Below are 17,477 nucleotides of genomic sequence, written 5' to 3'. Positions count from 1 at the left end.
TCATCGTCGTCGGCAATGAAAAGGGCGGGGCGGGCAAGTCCACCCTTGCGATCCATATCGTCTGCGGCCTGCTGCACGCGGGCCGGCGGGTCGCCATCATCGACCTCGATCTGCGCCAGCGGTCGATGTCGAAATTCTTCGCCAACCGCGCCGCCTGGATGGCCGGCAACAACCAGACCCTGCCCATGCCGGTCGAGCCCGACCTAGGCGACGGCAAGGCGCTGGCCAAGGCTGACGAGCGGGAGCAAATGTCCCGCTTTGAGGCCGCCATGGCGCAGGCGCGGGCCGAGGCTGACGTCATCCTGATCGACACCCCGGGCGGCGACACCCTGCTGTCGCGCACCGCCCATGGCATGGCCGACCAGATCGTCACCCCGATGAACGACAGCTTCGTCGACTTCGACCTGCTGGGGCAGATCGACCCCGTCACCCTCGAATTGCTCAAACCCTCGATCTATTCCGAGAGCGTCTGGGAGGCGCGCAAGCACCGCGCGATCACCGAAGGCCGCCAGGCGTCCATCGACTGGATCGTGGTCGTCAACCGCATGGCCGTCGCCGCCGCCCGCAACCGGCAGCGGCTGGAAGAGCGGATGGAGAAGCTGGCCCGCCGGGTCGGCTTCCGCATCGGCCCCGGCCTGCGCGACCGGGTCATCTATCGCGAGCTCTTCCCCTTCGGCCTCACCGTGGCCGACCTGTCCAACGAGGTCCGCCCGGTCGCCGTCTCCCTCGCCCACGTCGCGGCGCGGCAGGAGATGCGCAACCTGATGCTGGCCCTGGGGCTGGACGGCAGCGCCCTCGACGCCCCGCTGGACGCGGCGGCGTGACCCCTTGAGCCTCATCTGGCTGGCGCTGGCGGCGATCGCCGTCTGGGCGCTGGTGCGGCTGGGTCGTCAGACCGAGCAACGTGGCCGGGGCCATTGGCGCGTCACCGCCACACTGTTCAGCGCTGTGCTGATCGCCGGCGCTGTCCTGCTCGCCGCCCGCGGTTCCTGGCTCCCGGCCGCCGCCCTCGCCGGGGCCGGGATCTGGCTGACCCTGTCCTCGCGCCAACGCGCGCCGGCGCCCCGGACCGAGGCGATGAGCCCCGCCGAAGCCCGCTCCCTCCTCGGCGTCGCCGCCGACGCGACGCCGCAGGAGATCAACACCGCCTGGAAACGGCTCATGGGCCGCGCCCACCCCGACCAGGGCGGCACGGAGGGGCTGGCGTCCCGGCTTAACGCGGCGCGGGACCGGTTGCTGAAGCCCTAGGCCTCGGCCTTCTTGGCCGTCGCCTTCTTCGCGGGCGCCTTCTTCTTCGCCGCCGGCTTCTTGGCCGCCGCCTTGGGAGCCGCCTTCTTCGCCGCCGGCGCCTTCTTGCCCTTGGCCGGAGCGGCCGCGGCGCGCGCCGCCAGCAGCGGCACGGCGATCTCCATCGTCATGTCCTCGGGCGCCGAGCCCTTCGGCAGGGTGGCGTTGATCTTGCCCGACTTCACATAGGGGCCGAACCGCCCCGCCATGACATGCACCGGCTCGCCCGTCTCCGGGTGGGCGCCGAGGTCCTTCAGCGGCGCGGTCGCCGCCCCGCGTCCCGCGAACTTGCCCGCCCGCTTCTCGGCCAGCAGCACCACGGCCCGGTTCAGGCCGATGTCGAACACCTCGTCGATGTCGGCGACATTGGCGTAGGTGCCGGCGTGCAGCACGAACGGCCCGTAGCGGCCGAGGCCGGCGGTGATCGGCTGGCCGTCTTCCGGATGGATCCCGACCGCGCGCGGCATGGCGAGCAGGCGCAGCGCCTGCTCCAGCGCCAGCGTCGCCGGCGACCAGCCCTTGGGCAGGGACGACCGTTTCGGCTTCTCCTCGCCGGGGATGGTGGTTTCCACATAGGGGCCGAACCGCCCGATCTTCAGGGCCACGGGCGCGCCGGTGTCCGGATCGACACCCAGATCACGGTCGCCGCCGTCCTCGACGCCCGTCGCGGCGCCGAAGCCGCGCGTGTAACGGCATTCCGGATAGTTGGAGCAGCCGATGAAGGACGACTTCATCTTGAAGCTGGCCTTCAGATGCAGCCGGCCCTGTTTGCACAGGGGGCACAGCCGCGCGTCCGTGCCGTCGCCCTTGTCGGGGAACAGGAAGGGCCCGATCGCCGTGTCCAGTTCGTCGATCACGCCCTGGCGCGCGGTGACGGCGTCCGTCGCCGGCTTCAGTTGGCTCCAGAAATCGCGCAGCACGACCTTCCAGTCGAGGTCCCCGGCCGAAACCTCGTCCAGACGGGTCTCCAGCGCGGCGGTGAAGTCGTACTGGACCCACTGGGTGAAGAACTGTTCCAGGAAGGCCGTGACCAGCCGCCCGTTGTCCTCCGGAATGAACCGGTTCTTGTCCATGCGGACGTATTCGCGGTCGCGCAGGGTGGTCAGGATCGAGGCATAGGTCGACGGCCGGCCGATGCCGAGCTCTTCCAGCTTCTTGACCAGGGTCGCTTCCGAGAAGCGCGGGGGCGGCTCGGTGAAATGCTGGTCGGTGCGGATCGCCTCGACCTTGGCTGTAGCGCCTTCCTTCAGCGCGGGCAGGCGGGTCGTATCGTCCTCGTCGTCGACGCCGTCCTTGGGCTTGTCGTCGCGGCCCTCTTCATACACCGCGATAAAGCCGTCGAAGGCCACGACCTGGCCGGTGGCGCGCAGGCCGGTCTGGCCGTCCGGCGTCTCGACGTCGACCGTGGTCCGGTCCAGCCGGGCGGACTCCATCTGGCTGGCGATCATCCGCTTCCAGATCAGTTCATACAGCCGCGACAGGTCGCCCTCGAGGCGCAGACTGTCGGGATGACGCGTCAGGTTGGTCGGCCGGATCGCTTCGTGCGCTTCCTGAGCATTCTTGACCTTGGTCTTGTAATATCTCGGTTGTTCCGGGACGTAGGCCGGGCCGAACCGGTCAGCGATGACCTCACGCGCCTGGGCGATGCCCTCCGGGCTGACCGACAGGCCGTCGGTCCGCATATAGGTGATCAGGCCGCCCGTATCGTCGACGCCCTCATACAGTTTCTGCGCCGCCTGCATGGTCCGCTGCGCGGTGAAGCCCAGCTTGCGCGCCGCCTCCTGTTGCAGGGTCGAGGTGGTGAAGGGCGGCGACGGGCTGCGCTTGACCGGCTTCTTCTCGATCGACCTGATGGTGAAGCTGCCGGCCTTGATGGCGTCGCGAGCGGCGTTGGCCATGGCCTCGGAGGTGATGTCCAGTCGCTGCACCCGCTTGCCGGCGTGTTTGACCAGCCGGGTCGTGAAGGGCGGGCTGTCGGCGGCCAGATCGGCCTCGACCGACCAGTATTCCTGGGCCCGGAACGCCTCGATCTCCATCTCGCGGTCGACGACGATGCGCAGGGCGACCGACTGCACCCGACCGGCCGAGCGCGCGCCCGGCAGCTTGCGCCACAGCACCGGCGACAGGGTGAAGCCCACCAGATAGTCCAGGGCGCGGCGGGCCAGATAGGCCTCGACCAGCTCCATATCCAGCTGGCGCGGATTGGCCATGGCCTCCAGCACCGCCGACTTGGTGATGGCGTTGAAGGTGACGCGTTCGACGGCGGTGTCCTTCAGCGCCTTCTTCTTCGTCAGGATCTCCAGCACGTGCCAGCTGATCGCCTCGCCCTCGCGGTCGGGGTCGGTCGCCAGGATGACCTTGTCGGCCTTCTTCGCGGCGTCGGCGATCTCGGACATCCGCTTCGAGGCGCGGGCGTCGACTTCCCAGCTCATGGCGAAATCATCGTCCGGCAGGACCGAGCCGTCCTTCGACGGCAGGTCGCGGACGTGGCCATAGGACGCCAGGACGGTGAAGTCCGGGCCCAGGTATTTGTTGATGGTCTTGGCCTTTGCGGGGCTCTCGACGACGACGAGGTTCATGCGGGGAGGGGGCCTTGCGCGGGCTCGGAAAGGGGGCGGAACGTGGTTGGCGCGAGCGCCGCTGTCAATCGGCGCTGGAATTCAGGGCGATCGCGCCGCGGCCAGACCGCCCGGCAGCAGCTCGGCGCGCCCGGCCAGATCGAGCTCCAGCAGCGCGGCCGCCACCGTCCCGATCGGCAGGCCCAGCGCGCGCGCCAGTTCGTCACGCGGCGTCGGCGTCGGCGACAACAGGGCCGCGACCCGTTCGATCAGCGCCGCCTCGATCTCGTCCGGGGCGCCGGCAAAGGGATTGTCGGGCGGGGGCTCGCGCAGCGTCCGCAGCGTCGAGAACGCCCGCTCCACATCCTCGAGCCCCTCGCACAATATCGCGCCCTGCCGCAGCAGTTCGTTCGGTCCCCGTGATCTCGGGTCCAGCGGCGATCCCGGGATTGCGAAGACGTCGCGGCCCTGTTCGCCCGCCAGCCTCGCCGTGATCAATGAGCCGGAGCGCAGTTCCGCCTCCACGACGATCACCCCGCGCGACAGGCCCGAGATGATCCGGTTGCGGCGCGGAAAATCCTTCGCCTGCGCCCGCGCGCCCATCGGGCTTTCCGAGACGACGCAGCCCCGCTCGACGATCTGTGCATAGAGGTCGGCGTTGTCGGGCGGATAGATATCGTCCACCCCGCCGCCCAGAACCGCCACGGTGCCCGTCGGCAGGGCTCCCGTATGCGCCGCCCCGTCGATCCCGCGCGCCAGTCCCGAGACCACCACATGGCCGGCCTCGCCCAGCTGCTGCGACAGGCCGCGCGCGATCCGCTGTCCGCCCGCCGAGGCGATCCGCGCCCCGACCACGGCGATACAGGGGCGCGCCATCAGGGCGGCGTCTCCCAGCGTCCACAGCAGCGGCGGGGGCGGGTCGATGGCGGCGAGCATTTCGGGATAGTCGGCGTCGTCCAGCACGATCAGCCTGGCGCCTTCGCGCTCGCCAGCTTCCAGTTCTGTCTCGACGCGTTCGACCGGCGGGGCAGAGTGACCCTGACCACCGCCGCGCCGGATCAGATCGGGCAGGGCCTCAAGCGCCCGCTCCGCCGATCCGAACCGCTCCAGCAACTGTCGAAACGTCACCGGACCGATCTGGTCGGTCCGCGCCAGACGCAGGCGCGCGAAACGCTCTGCGTCCGGAAGGGTCACCCCTTCTTCGCGCCGATCCGGGGTTCGGTCCCCTTCAGGATGCGGCTGACATTCTCATGGTGCCGGATCCAGATCAGGACCGCCGTCACGACCGCCAGCGCCAGCACCGGACCCGACGCCGGCAGACCCATCACCGGCAGGGGCAGCAGGGCGAACAGCGGGGCGGCGATCGCGGCGACCAGCGCGGCCAGGGACGACATGCGGAACAGGGCCGCCACGACCAGCCAGGTCGCCCCGGCCATCAGGCCCAGCGGCCAGGCCGCGGCCAGCAACAGGCCGAAGAAGGTCGCCACCCCCTTGCCGCCCTTGAAGCCGAGCCAGACGGGAAACAGATGGCCGAGGAAGGCTGCGCCGCCCGCCACCCCGGCGATGGCCGGCACGCCGGGGAACAGCGCCTGGGCGATCAGGAAGGCCGCCGCGCCCTTGCCGGCGTCGAGGATCAGGGTGGCGAAGGCCAGATCCTTGCGCCCGGTCCGCAGGACATTGGTCGCGCCGATATTGCCCGAGCCGATGCTGCGCACATCCTCGCCGGTCGCGAGGCGGGTCAGGATCACCCCGAACGGAATGGAGCCCAGCAGGTAGCCGCCGACCGCCGCGAGGGCGAGCGTCCCGAGAGCGGGTCCGACCAGATCCTGCAAGTGATTCGCTCCCTCTTAGCGTGCGTCGTGAACGATGCGTCCGCCGACGACGGTAATCAACACCCGCCCTTGCAGCCTCCGCCCGTCGAACGGCGAGTTCTTGGACTTGGACTTCAGGGCGTCGGCGTCGATCACCACGGGCGCGCCGGGGTCGAACAGGATCAGATCCGCGGGCGCGCCTGCCGCCAGCACGCCGACGTCGAGCCCCAGCAAGGTCGCCGGGCCCTGGGTGAGCGGCCGCAGGATGTCGAGCAGCTCCAGCCCGTCCTCGTGATGCAGGGTCAGGGCGGCGGGCAGCAGGGTCTCCAGCCCGACCGCGCCCGGCGTCGCCTCGGCGAAAGGCCGGCGCTTGTCCTCGGCCGGGGCCGGGGCGTGGGCGCTGGTGATCGCGTCGATCAGCCCGTCGCGCACCGCCTCGATCAGCGCCTGCCGGTCGCTCTCGGGCCGCAGCGGCGGGTCGAGCCGGTAGAAGGTGCGGTAGTCGCCGATGTCGATCTCGTTGAAGCACAGGTGGTTGATCGACACCGAGGCGGCGACCTCCAGCCCCTTGGCCCGGGCCCGCGCCAGGGTCTCCAGCGCGCCCTCGGTCGAGATCTGGTCGACCAGGAACCGCGCGCCGGTCTGCTCGACGAGGGCCAGATCGCGCTCCAGCTGGATGCGTTCGGCGATGGCCGGCGCCGAGGCCAGACCCAGCCGGGTGGCCAGTTCGCCCGAGGTCGCGACCGCGCCCTCGCTCAGCCAGGGATCGGCGGGGCGGCAGGAGATCAGGGCGTTGAAGGCGGCGGCGTAGCTCATCACCCGCTGCAGAGTGCGGGTGTTGGCGATGACCCGGTCGACATCGGAGAAATACAGCGCCCCGGCCTCATCCATCAGGCCGATCTCGGCCATGTGGACGCCGTCGCGGGCCTTGGTCGCCGCGCCCGCCGCCCGGACATTGACCAGCCCGAGGGCCGCGCCGCGCCGCAGGATGAAGTCGATCATCGCCGGGTCGTCGATGGCCGGGTTGGTGTCGGGCTGGATGACGATGGTGGTCACACCGCCCGCCGCCGCCGACAAACTGGCCGACTTCAAAGTCTCCTTGGGCTCGGCGCCCGGCTCGCCGGTCTTGACCCGGATGTCGATCAGGCCGGGCGACAGGCACAGCCCGCCGGCGTCGATCACCGTCACCCCAGCCGGAGCGACGGCGCCGCCGCCGTGGATGACTTCCGTGATCCGCCCGTCCTCGACCAGCACCGCGCCCGGACCGTCATAGTCCGTGGCCGGGTCCAGCAGCCGGGCGTTGAGAATGGCCAGTGCACTCATTTCCTTCTCCCCTTGCGGGGGAAGGTGGCAGGCGACGCCTGACGGATGGGGGGTGACACACCGGCCCATCCCATTTCGTTTCTCGCCTCACATTCCGTCCGGGGCCGACAGCCCCCCCATCCGAGCCGCTCCGCGGCCCACCTTCCCCCGCGAGGGGGGAAGGGAACGCAAACCGACGCCATCAGGAATCTCCCTCCAGCCGCGCCGACAGGGCCGCCAGCACCGCCATCCGCGCCGCCACGCCCATCTCCACCTGATCCTGAATCAGTGACACGGTCAGATCGTCAGCCACGTCGGAATCGATCTCGACCCCCCGGTTCATCGGCCCCGGATGCATCACCTTCGCCCCCGGATTGGCCCAGGACAGTTTCTCGCGGTCCAGACCCCAGAAGCGGAAATACTCGCGGGTCGAGGGCACCAGCGCCCCCTCCATCCGCTCCAGCTGCAGCCGCAGCATCATCACGACGTCGCAGCCCCTCAGGCCCTCGCGCATGTCGTGGAAGACCTCGCAGCCCCAGCGGTCGGCGTCGCCGGGCACCAGCGTCGGCGGCCCGATCAGCCGCACCCGCGCCCCCATCATCGACAGCATCGACACATTGGACCGCGCCACCCGGCTGTGGGCGATGTCGCCGCAGATGGCGACGGTCAGCCCGCCCACATCCCCGAACGCACGGCGCAGGCTCAACAGGTCCAGCAGGGCCTGGGTCGGGTGCTCATGCCGTCCATCCCCGGCGTTGACCACGGCGCAGCCGACCTTCTGCGACAGCAGGGCCGCGGCGCCTGAGGCCCCGTGGCGCACGACCAGTACGTCGGGCTTCATGGCGTTCAGCGTCGCCGCCGTATCGATCAGGGTCTCGCCCTTGGCGGTGGAGGAGGTACGCGGGCTCAGCGTCGTCACATCCGCGCCCAGCCGTTTGGCCGCGATCTCGAACGAGGCGCTGGTCCGGGTCGAGTTCTCGAAGAACAGGTTCATGACCGTGCGCCCGCGCATCAGGTCCAGCGACTTCGACGACTGGCGATTGAAGTCGACGAAGGCGTCGGCCAGATCCAGCAGCGGCGGGGTGGTCGCGGCGTTCAGATCGCCGGCGGACAGGAAATGGCTGCGCGGGAACGGCGCCAGCCGCTCGAGAATCAGATCGGTGAGTGCGGCGGGCTGGCTCATCGAGGCCCGCCTATAGGGCCGTGCGCGCCGGAACGGAAGCCGCCCATGTTCAGATCCTGTGTTCAGATATAGCCGAACAGCGCCAGCAGGATGGGGATGGTGAAGGCGCTGACCACCGTGGTCAGGGCCACGACCCCCGCCATCAGCGGCGCATCGCCCCCCATCTGCCGCGCCATGACATAGGACGCCGCGGCGCCCGGCGAGGCGCCGGCCAGCAGCGCCAGCCCCTGCGCCATACGGTCCCCGCCCAGCACCCCGGTCAGCCAGTACATGCCTACCGGCAGCAGGATCAGCTTGATCACCGTCACCGTCAGCATCAGCACCGGCCTTGACGCCGCATAGCGGAAGCTCAGGCCCGCCCCGGCCGTGATCAGCCCCAGGGCGATGGCGCCGGGCCCCATCAGGTCGAAGACCCCCATCACCAGCGCCGGCTTCGGCACGCCCGTCAGATTAAGCGCCGCTCCGATCCCGCAGGCCCAGATGATCGGATTGCGCAGCAACGACGACAGCGCCAGCCGCCAGCCGCCGCCTTGTCCGGCGCCCCACCGAGCCAGCACCAGCACGCAGACCACATTCAGAGCCGGCGCCAGCACGCCAAAGGCCACCGCCGCCACGCCCAGCCCCCGCTCGCCGAAGATCGCGCCCGCCACTGGCAGGAAGACGAAGCCGTTCCAGCGGATCACGCCCTGGAAGACGCTGGTGAAAGCCGGGTCGCTGATCCGCAGCATCGGCTTGGCCAACACCGTCAGCAGGGCCACTGTCAGGGCGACCGCCACCGTCGCCATGGCCACCGGCCCGGCCGCCCCGCCCGCGAAGTCCGCGCGCCACACCGCCGGGATCAGAAAGGCCGGATAGAAGACGAAATAGGTCAGCCGCTCGACCGCCCGCCAGCCTTCGTCATCGAGGAACGACCGCCACTTCAGCCCCCAGCCCAGCGCGATCATGGCGAAGACCGGCACGATGCCGGTGAGCAGGGCGCTCACGCCCTCAGCCGGTCCAGCGCGCCCTGCAATATCCAGGCGGCGGCGGTGCGGTCGATCACGTTGGCCCGTCGCTTGCGGTTCAGGTCCAGCTCCTCGATCAGGAACCGCTCGACCGCGCTGGTCGACAGCCGCTCGTCCTGGAAGGCGCAGGGCACGGCGCGGATACGTTGCAGATTGCGGGCGAAGGCCCGGCACGACTGCGCCCGCGGCCCCTCCGACCCGTCCATGTTCAGCGGCAGGCCGATCACCAGCCCGGAGGCCCCGCGCCCGTCCATCAGCTTCAGCACCGCATGGGCGTCGTCGGTGAATTTCGTCTTTCGGACCAGCGACAGCGGGCTGGCGATCATCCGCGTCGTATCGCTCACGGCCACGCCGATGGTCTTCTCGCCCAGATCCAGCCCCAGCCACGGGGTGCCCGGCGGGGTGGAGGCGGCGAGGTCTTCGAGCGATAGAACTGTCACGGCTTGGCGGTAGGACTGGCGAGCCGCCCTGTCAAAGTGCAAGAGGGCGTCGTTGATGGGGAGCCTCCGATGAAGCCAGTGACCTTCCTGATCGCCTTCCTTGGTCTCGCCGCCTGCGATGCGCAGGTCGAGACCCGAAGAGAAGCCGTGCCCGCCGCCGAACAGACCGCGTCCACGTCCGCGCCCGCCGCCGCGCCCCTGACCGCTGCCGGCCCCGCCGCCATCGTCCAGCCCGACGCCGACGAGGGCCAGCAATGGGCCGCCTCGGTCGTCGAACTGACGCCGCTGACCCGTCAGGGCGACCGCACCGTCAAACTGTTCGGCACCGCCGGCGGCGATCCGGCCATGAATGGCCTCTACACCCACGTCGCCTTCTTCGATTCGCCGGCCGAGGGCTGGCGCGTCTTCCGCATCGGCGACTTCCTCGACTACCGGCTGCTGTCCGAATCGCCGGGCCGCGTCGATCTGGAGCTCACCGAGAGCACCATGGACCAGGCCTCGGGGACGATCGGCAGCCGCACGCGGCGCGTCATCGTCGGCTGGGCCGTGGCCGCGGATGGGTCCGTCCCTGCGACCGTGACGGTCACACCCGCGCAATAGCGTCAGAATCCTTGTGAAACCGGGGCTGGGCGGCTAATCCCGCCGGTTCTGGTTTCGCATTTGGAGGGCCGCATGGCCATCGACGCCGCGACCGTGCGCCGCGTGGCGCATCTCGCCCGCATCAAGACCCCCGAGGACCGTCTGGAGCCGCTCGCCGCGGAGCTGAACGGCATCCTCGCCTGGATCGAACAGCTCAATGAGGTCGACGTCGACGGCGTCGAGCCCATGACCTCCAACGTCGCCCAGCCCATGCGCCTGCGCGACGACGTCGTCACCGACGGAAACAAGGTCGCCGACGTGCTCGGCAACGCCCCGCGCGCCGCCGACGGCTTCTTCGTCGTGCCCAAGGTGGTCGAATAGAATGTCCGACCTGACCAAACTCACCCTCAAGGCCGCCCTCGACGGCCTCAAGGCCCGCGACTTCTCGTCCGAAGAGATCACGAAAGCCTTCGTCGCCAATATCGACGCCGCCAATCCGCGCCTGAACGCCTTCGTCGTCCAGACCACGGACAAGGCCCTCGCCATGGCCCGCGCCTCCGACGCGAAACTGGCCAAGGGGGAGGGCGGCGCCCTCGAAGGCGCGCCGCTGGGCATCAAGGATCTGTTCTGCACCGACGGCGTTCAGACCACCGCCGGCTCCAACATGCTGCGCGGCTTCGTCCCGCCGTATGAGTCCACGGTCACCGCCAACCTGTGGCGCGACGGCGCGGTCATGCTGGGCAAGCTCAACATGGACGAGTTCGCCATGGGCTCGTCGAACGAGACCTCGGCTTTCGGCCCGGTCGTGAACCCCTGGAAGTCGACGACGTCCAACGCTGACCTGACCCCGGGCGGCAGCTCCGGCGGTTCGGCCTCAGCGGTCGCCGGCGACCTCTGCCTCGCCGCCACCGCCTCGGACACCGGCGGCTCGATCCGTCAGCCCGCCGCCTTCACCGGCACCGTCGGCATCAAGCCCACCTATGGCCGCGCCAGCCGTTTCGGCATGGTCGCCTTCGCCAGTTCGCTGGACCAGGCGGGCCCGATCACCAGGACCGTCGAGGACGCCGCCATCCTGCTTCGGTCGATGTGCTCCTACGACCCGAAGGACGCCACCAGCCTCGACGTCGAGACCCCCGACTGGACGCAATCCCTCGGCAATTCGGTCAAGGGCCTGCGCATCGGCGTGCCGAAAGAATACGTCGTCGACGGCATGCCCGTCGAGATCCAGGCGCTGTGGGACCAGGGCATCGCATGGCTCAAGGCCGCCGGCTGCGAGATCGTGCCGATCAGCCTGCCGCACACAAAATACGCCCTGCCGGCCTATTACATCATCGCCCCGGCCGAGGCCTCGTCCAACCTGGCCCGCTACGACGGCATGCGCTTCGGCCACCGCGCCGAGGGCACGAACAGCCTCGCCGACCTCTATGAGACCAGCCGCGCCGAGGGCTTCGGCAAGGAGGTCCAGCGCCGCCTGACCATCGGGGCCTATGTGCTCTCGGCCGGCTTCTACGACGCCTACTATGTCCGCGCTCTCAAGGTCCGCCGCCGCATCGCCATGGATTTCGACGCCGTCTGGGACAGGGTCGACGCCATCGTGACGCCGTCCACCCCCTCGGCCGCCTTCGCCCTCGGCGACAAGCAGATTGATCCGCTACAGATGTATCTGAACGACATCTTCACCGTCACCGCCAACCTCGCCGGCCTGCCGGGCATCTCGGTGCCCGCCGGCGTCGACAAGGGCGGCCTGCCGCTCGGCCTTCAGGTCATCGGCAAGGCGCTGGACGAGGCGACCGTCTTCCAGGTCGCCAGCGCGCTGGAAGACGCGGCGGGGTTTGTCGCCAGGCCGGAGAAGTGGTGGTGAGCTAGTCTGACCCTCTCCCTGAGGGAGAGGGAGGGGCCCGCGTCGCAGGCTTGGGAGGGAGTGGGGTTACCCTGCACGGCGCCGGAGACTCCGACCGCCCGTGCCCGTGACCTGCGCAAGTGTAAGACCTACGCCGGGAAGAAGTTCTGGCAGGCCGTCCGGGGTGCTCGCTGGACGGGGTCCGCTTCCGCCGGCAACACGCCGCGAATCCGGCCCGACAAATGATGCAGCTAACCCTCGACCGCCGCCTGTCGCTGTGGAAAGGTTCGTTCTCAACCTGACGTTAGGGGTGGGGTATGGGTATTTTTTTGGCGTCTGTCCTTGCGGGGATCAGCCTGACGGCGACCCCTCCGATCGCGGAGGGGGTTTACTCCACCGAACTTCGACGGTGTGTGGTTTTCGCGACCACGGAAAGTGATCGCCTAGATTTTGTTCGCTGGATGTTTTTCGCGATGTCGGAGCACCCCGCGGTGTCGGAATGGTCCATCGTGACCAGCGAAGCGCGCGTCGAAACAAATGAGAAAACAGCGGCTCTGATGGAGCGCCTTCTCTTGAGTGATTGCCGAACCCAAACAATCCAGGCCTTGAAGTACGAAGGGACCTCTTCGATTGAGTTTGCTTTCCAAGGCGTAGGTGAGGTGGCGATGGGTGACCTCATGTCTAACCCGTTGGTTTCTGCTCATATTGATCAACTCGGCACTTTCATTGATCCCGCGAAGTGGGAAGCACTTTATGCTGAGGCTGGAGGCCGCGTCGGTCCTTAGACGCCGAAGGGCTGGATCAGGGGAACCACGCAGACGAATGTTCCCCTGAAGGCCTGACACCGCTAATCAGTGCGTATGACCGACACCAAGACAGCCGATACCTCCAAACTCATCCCCGGCCGCACCGGCTCGTGGGAAATCGTCATGGGTCTGGAGATCCACGCCCAGGTGGCCTCGAAGGCCAAGCTGTTCTCGGGCGCCGCCGTCGGCTTCGGCGCGGGTCCGAACGAGCAGGTGTCGCTGGTCGACGCCGGCTTCCCCGGCATGCTGCCGACCCTGAACAAATACTGCGTCGAACAGGCCGTGCGCACCGGCCTGGGCCTCAATGCGCAGATCAACAAGCGCAGCCAGTTCGACCGGAAGAACTATTTCTACCCCGACCTGCCGACCGGCTATCAGATCAGCCAGCTCTACTTCCCGATCGTCGGCGAGGGCGTCGTTGAAGTCGAGGCCGAGGACGGCTCCTTCTTCAACGTCGGCATCGAGCGCCTGCATCTGGAACAGGACGCCGGCAAGCTGATCCACGACCTGTCGCCGACCGAGAGCTACGTCGACCTGAACCGCGCGGGCACCGCCCTGATGGAGATCGTCTCCCGGCCGGACATCCGTTCCCCTGAAGAAGCCGTGGCTTACGTCAAGAAGATCAGGACCATCCTGATCTACCTCGGCACCTGCGACGGCGACATGGAGAAGGGCAACCTGCGCGCCGACGTGAACGTTTCGGTCTGCCGCGAGGGCCAGTACGCGAAGTACAAGGCGACCGGCGACTTCAGCCATCTGGGCACGCGCTGCGAGATCAAGAACGTCAACTCGTTCCGCTTCATCTCCCAGGCCATCAACTACGAGGCCCGGCGCCAGATCGAAATCCTCGAGGACGGCGGCAAGATCGACCAGGAGACCCGCCTCTACGACCCCACGGCCGGCGAGACCCGCTCGATGCGCTCCAAGGAAGAGGCGATGGACTATCGCTACTTCCCCGACCCCGACCTGCTGCCGCTGGAGCTGGAGCAGGCCTGGATCGACGGCATCAAGGCCGACCTGCCCGAACTGCCCGACGCCAAACGCCGCCGGCTCATGGCCGACTACGGCCTGTCGCAATACGACGCCGTGGTGCTGATCTCGGAACAGGCCAAGGCCGACTATTTCGAAGCCGCCGCCAAAGGCAGGGATGCAAAGTTGGTGTCCAACTGGGTGACCAATGAGGTCTCCGCGCGTCTGGCCGCCGACGGCAAGGACTTCTCGGAGAACCCGCTGCCCGCCGCCCACGTCGCCCAGCTGGTCGAGCTGATCGAGACCAATGTGATCTCGTCGAAGATCGCCAAGGAAGTCTTCGACCACGTGTGGAACGGCGAAGGCTCGCCCGCGGAGGTCGTCGAGAAACATGGCCTCAAACAGGTCACCGACACCGGCGCGATCGAGAAGGCCATCGACGAGATCATCGCCGCCAACCCCGACAAGGCCGCCGGCGTCGCCGAGAAGCCCCAGTCGCTCGGCTGGTTCGTCGGCCAGGTCATGAAGGCCACCGGCGGCAAGGCCAACCCGGCCGCGGTCAACGACATCCTGAAGGCCAAGCTGGGTCTCTGAGTTTCCTCCCCACGCAGCGGGGAGGGGGACCGCGCGAAGCGGGGTGGAGGAGGGGACGCACTGCGTCCGACGACGTCGCCGCCGTCCTCCCTCCGTGACGCGCGGATGCCGGTTTGTCTAACACCGCTCGGCGCGGTAGGCATTCTGTGGGCCGTCGGGCCGGGGGACAGGCGTCATGCAGCGACTTTGCGGGCGGCTCGCCGCCACGGTTCTTCTTCTCCTGGCGATGACGGGCCCCGCGACCGCGCAGGAGTCCACTGGCCTTACCGGATGCCTCCCGGACGGCACGGTGGCGGAACAGGACGCCTTCGTCGCGATCGGCGGGATCGAGCAATGGGTCACCGTCCGCGGCACGGACTGCGCCAATCCGATGGTCCTGTTCATCCACGGCGGCCCCGGCAATCCGATGAGCCCCTTCGCCGACGCCATCTATGGCGGCTGGGAGGACGAGTTCACCCTGGTCCAGTGGGACCAGCGCGGCGCCGGCCGCACCTGGGGTCGCAATCCCTCGGTCGCCGAGGCAGACCTGTCGATCGAACAGATGGCCGGGGACGGCGTCGAGCTGGCCGCTCTGGTCGCAGGGCGGCTGGGGCACGACAAGGTCATCCTGGTCGGCGGGTCCTGGGGATCGGCCCTGGCGGTGAAGATGGCCCGCGCGCGGCCTGATCTTTTCCACGCCTATGTCGGCTCCGGCCAGCTGGTCAGCGGCGCGGCCAATCTGGAGGCCAGCTACCGCCTGCAGATGGGCCTGGCCCGGGCTGAGGGCGATGCCGAAGCGGTCGCCGCCCTTGAGGCCATGGGGCCGCCGCCCTGGACCAACCCCCGTCATTTCGGCGCCCTGCGCCGGATCACCCGGCGCTATGAGGCGAGGGCGACCGTGGCGGCTCCGGCCGACTGGTGGGTGCCGGCGCCGGCCTACGCCACCGCCGAGGACGGGGCCGCCTATGAGGGCGGCGAGGAGCATTCCTACATCCAGTTCGTCGGCATGGAAGGCGAAGGGATGCTCTCCCGCCTCGACCTGCTTCGCGATGATCTCGCGTTCGCCATCCCCGTCTTCCTGATCCAGGGCGAGCAGGATCTCGTCACGGCGCCGGAGGTGGCGGAAGCCTGGTTCAACGCGATCAGCGCCCCGCAGAAGACCTTCCTGCGCCTGCCCGCCACCGGCCACGATCCCAACGTCGCCATGATCGAGGCCCAGCGCGCGGTCCTGCGCGAGCAGGTGGTTCCGCTAATCCGGTAGGTCGGCCCGGTCGAACAGCTCTCCGCTCTCTTCGCTCCCCTCCACGACGGCCCGCGCCAGCGCGCGGGTGACCGGCTTGTGCAGGGCGTCCAGCCGCTCCACCACATCGGCCGCCGCGGCTGCGGACCGGTCGATGCGGCGCAGCAGATAGGGGATGACGTCCTTCTGCGGCCGGATGCCCCGCTCGGCGAACCGGGCTTCCAGTATGGCGGTCAGAACCGCGTCATCGGGGGCCTCGACGGGGAACGTCCGGATCGCATCCAGCCGCGAGCGCAGGTCGGGCAGGGCGGCCTCCCAGCTGGACGGCGCCGACCGCGCCACCAGCAGTAAGGCGCCCCCCGGCGCCTGGGCCAGGTTGATCAGGTGGAACAGGGTCTCGTCATCGACGTCCCGCGCCGGGTCCAGCAGCACCGGCCGCCCGTCCAGCTCCAGCGGATCGATCAGCGCCGCCTCCGCCCCGTGAATGGCCACCGCCCCGACCCGCTCGGCCCAGACTTGCGCCAGCCGGCTCTTGCCACAGCCCGCCGGCCCGCAGATCGCCACGACGCCGCCGATCAGATTGGGCCAGTCCGCCAGCGCCTCGACCGCGGCCCGGTTGCAGTCCGACACGACGAAGCCCTCCGCCCCATCGGGCAGGTCGCGCTGCAGCGGCAGTCGCATCTGGTCGGCGGACGAGGGGCGGGCGGTCATTCCGATTATCATAGCAGACCCGGAGCGCGGTTCCTGCCCCGGCCGTGGACAAGCAGGCGGAGCTGTGGACGGGGGCCCGGAGCGCTGTCGAAAGTCCGACCGGCGCGGCGATTGACGAGAATTGTTCCGCAACCTAGCGTCGGCGGAGCCGCCGGGAGCAGGAGGGATCGTGATCCAGGACACCATTCGCACCTCGGCCCGGTCCCCTGGCGACCTTACCCTGCTGCGAGCCTCGCTGGTCGCGCTGATGGCGCTCGCCGTCGGCGGCGCCGGGCCGCCGGGACCAGCGGCGCAGGCGGGCGGGGTTTGCCAGGTCGACTTCACGGGAATTTCGGACATCGTCTACAATCCCCAGCTCGGTCTCTCCGGGCCGATCATCATGGGCAGCCACAACTTTACGCCGGTGACCCGGACGGGTGGACCGAACTCCACGACTTTCGAGCTGCTGGATGCCGATGGCTTCTTGACGCTGGTTATCCTGCTGAACGAGTGGCGGGCATCGGGTCAGTTGCAGCGCAATGCCACGGAAGGCGTCGTTTTCCAGAGGGCGGATCTGGCTCTGGCGCTGGACGCGGCAGACCGTGGCCTGCGGTACCATCAGGTAGTCCTGAACCGTCTCGAGGAAAATCGGCCCGACAACTATGCCGACGCCCGGCGATTGCTGCTCATGAAGCTTGAGGGGTTGGGAATTCTGGCTGACGGTTTGCGGCCCCGGTTGTCGGGCGCCGCCGCCGCCATCGAACTGAATCCGGGGTTCCTCAGCGGGCGGATAGGCCGGTTCCTCGACGGTCTGGCGCCGGGTCCTGAACAGTCGATGATGGCCCAATATCTTGATCGCCCGACCGGCAACACGCCCAACGTGCTTTGCGACGGCGCGGCCGCCAGCACCGTCGTGGGTCAGGTGCTGTGCGGATATCGGTTCGCGGACGGCGTGGCGCGCGAGCCCGCAATCTGTCCGCAGGGTATCCGGTTCACCCGGCTGGCCGCCCTCCCACGGTGCCGGCGCGAGGGCGGTCAGGACGTCTGTTAGGCGGCGGGCGCGAGCGCCTTCCCGCCCCCGATCCTTCTGCCCTTTTCGGTCCCTGATCCTGCCGTTCCGCCCCGCAAGTCGCGCCTGTCGCCGCCGGAATTCCGCTTACGTCCGATCCTGACGCAGGGTTCGGCCAGCTTCGGT

Annotated in this window: 17 protein-coding genes; 9 read left to right on the top strand and 8 right to left on the bottom strand. The window is 68.9% G+C overall.

The window, feature by feature from the left end; all coding sequences use genetic code 11:
- The first annotated feature begins 2 nt into the window (after window positions 1-2).
- Together B2742_RS08055 and B2742_RS08050 are read left to right on the top strand one after the other, a co-directional pair.
- On the top strand, window positions 3-824 hold the full coding sequence (locus B2742_RS08055) for a division plane positioning ATPase MipZ (protein WP_292064912.1): 822 nt from the start codon (window positions 3-5) through the stop codon (window positions 822-824).
- 4 nt (window positions 825-828) lie between these two features.
- On the top strand, window positions 829-1,248 hold the full coding sequence (locus B2742_RS08050) for a molecular chaperone DnaJ (RefSeq protein WP_292064911.1): 420 nt from the start codon (window positions 829-831) through the stop codon (window positions 1,246-1,248).
- Here the strand turns inward: B2742_RS08050 and topA are convergent.
- The 7 genes from topA to ruvX all read right to left on the bottom strand — a co-directional run bounded on the left by topA (window position 1,245) and on the right by ruvX (window position 9,585).
- Window positions 1,245-3,866 carry a type I DNA topoisomerase gene (gene topA, locus B2742_RS08045; protein WP_292064910.1) on the bottom strand — a complete coding sequence of 874 codons (2,622 nt, stop codon included), beginning with the start codon at window positions 3,864-3,866 and terminating at the stop codon, window positions 1,245-1,247. The two genes, B2742_RS08050 and topA, sit on opposite strands and share 4 nt — an antisense overlap.
- Window positions 3,867-3,947: 81 nt before the next feature.
- Window positions 3,948-5,039 (bottom strand): DNA-processing protein DprA, encoded by a 1,092-nt coding sequence (gene dprA, locus B2742_RS08040; protein ID WP_292064909.1) that lies wholly within the window; start codon window positions 5,037-5,039, stop codon window positions 3,948-3,950.
- The gene (plsY, locus tag B2742_RS08035) at window positions 5,036-5,677 is read right to left on the bottom strand and encodes a glycerol-3-phosphate 1-O-acyltransferase PlsY (RefSeq protein ID WP_292064908.1); all 642 of its coding nucleotides are present in this window, start codon (window positions 5,675-5,677) and stop codon (window positions 5,036-5,038) included. The genes dprA and plsY overlap by 4 nt, the downstream gene beginning before the upstream one ends.
- Window positions 5,678-5,692: 15 nt before the next feature.
- Window positions 5,693-6,979: a dihydroorotase gene (pyrC, locus tag B2742_RS08030; RefSeq protein ID WP_292064905.1), complete on the bottom strand. Its 1,287-nt coding sequence runs from the start codon at window positions 6,977-6,979 to the stop codon at window positions 5,693-5,695.
- Between the two features lie 181 nt (window positions 6,980-7,160).
- Window positions 7,161-8,141: an aspartate carbamoyltransferase catalytic subunit gene (locus B2742_RS08025; RefSeq protein WP_292064902.1), complete on the bottom strand. Its 981-nt coding sequence runs from the start codon at window positions 8,139-8,141 to the stop codon at window positions 7,161-7,163.
- A gap of 62 nt (window positions 8,142-8,203) precedes the next feature.
- Window positions 8,204-9,124 (bottom strand): AEC family transporter, encoded by a 921-nt coding sequence (locus tag B2742_RS08020; protein WP_292064899.1) that lies wholly within the window; start codon window positions 9,122-9,124, stop codon window positions 8,204-8,206.
- Entirely contained in the window at window positions 9,121-9,585 is a 465-nt protein-coding gene (ruvX, locus tag B2742_RS08015; RefSeq protein ID WP_292064898.1) for a Holliday junction resolvase RuvX, read from the bottom strand. The genes B2742_RS08020 and ruvX overlap by 4 nt, the downstream gene beginning before the upstream one ends.
- Window positions 9,586-9,654: 69 nt before the next feature.
- Between ruvX and B2742_RS08010 the strand changes: the two genes are divergently transcribed.
- From B2742_RS08010 to B2742_RS07985, 6 genes are all read left to right on the top strand, one after another.
- On the top strand, window positions 9,655-10,185 hold the full coding sequence (locus tag B2742_RS08010; protein WP_292064896.1) for a hypothetical protein: 531 nt from the start codon (window positions 9,655-9,657) through the stop codon (window positions 10,183-10,185).
- Between the two features lie 72 nt (window positions 10,186-10,257).
- Complete coding sequence (gene gatC, locus B2742_RS08005; RefSeq protein ID WP_292064893.1) at window positions 10,258-10,545, top strand: Asp-tRNA(Asn)/Glu-tRNA(Gln) amidotransferase subunit GatC; 288 nt, start codon at window positions 10,258-10,260, stop codon at window positions 10,543-10,545.
- Window position 10,546: 1 nt separating this feature from the next.
- On the top strand, window positions 10,547-12,025 hold the full coding sequence (gene gatA / locus B2742_RS08000; protein WP_292064890.1) for an Asp-tRNA(Asn)/Glu-tRNA(Gln) amidotransferase subunit GatA: 1,479 nt from the start codon (window positions 10,547-10,549) through the stop codon (window positions 12,023-12,025).
- A 296-nt stretch (window positions 12,026-12,321) separates the two neighbouring features.
- The gene (locus B2742_RS07995) at window positions 12,322-12,789 is read left to right on the top strand and encodes a hypothetical protein (protein WP_292064888.1); all 468 of its coding nucleotides are present in this window, start codon (window positions 12,322-12,324) and stop codon (window positions 12,787-12,789) included.
- 75 nt (window positions 12,790-12,864) lie between these two features.
- A complete protein-coding gene (gatB, locus tag B2742_RS07990) occupies window positions 12,865-14,373 on the top strand; it encodes an Asp-tRNA(Asn)/Glu-tRNA(Gln) amidotransferase subunit GatB (RefSeq protein ID WP_292064886.1) in 1,509 nt (502 codons plus the stop codon).
- Between the two features lie 175 nt (window positions 14,374-14,548).
- Window positions 14,549-15,613, top strand: coding sequence for an alpha/beta fold hydrolase (locus B2742_RS07985; RefSeq protein ID WP_292064884.1), 1,065 nt, complete (start codon window positions 14,549-14,551; stop codon window positions 15,611-15,613).
- On the opposite strand, the gene B2742_RS07980 is transcribed toward B2742_RS07985, so the two are convergent.
- Window positions 15,602-16,303 (bottom strand): chromosomal replication initiator DnaA, encoded by a 702-nt coding sequence (locus B2742_RS07980; protein WP_292064860.1) that lies wholly within the window; start codon window positions 16,301-16,303, stop codon window positions 15,602-15,604. The genes B2742_RS07985 and B2742_RS07980 overlap by 12 nt on opposite strands.
- A 169-nt stretch (window positions 16,304-16,472) precedes the next feature.
- Between B2742_RS07980 and B2742_RS07975 the strand changes: the two genes are divergently transcribed.
- Window positions 16,473-17,333, top strand: a complete 861-nt coding sequence (locus B2742_RS07975) for a hypothetical protein (protein ID WP_292064858.1) — start codon at window positions 16,473-16,475, stop codon at window positions 17,331-17,333.
- Window positions 17,334-17,477 lie beyond the last annotated feature (144 nt).

The sequence above is a fragment of the Brevundimonas sp. UBA7664 genome (assembly GCF_002483305.1).
In the GTDB taxonomy this organism is placed as follows: Bacteria; Pseudomonadota; Alphaproteobacteria; order Caulobacterales; family Caulobacteraceae; genus Brevundimonas.
The sequence above is the reverse complement of the archived record's forward strand: the minus strand, read 5'-3'. Positions and strand labels throughout refer to the sequence as shown.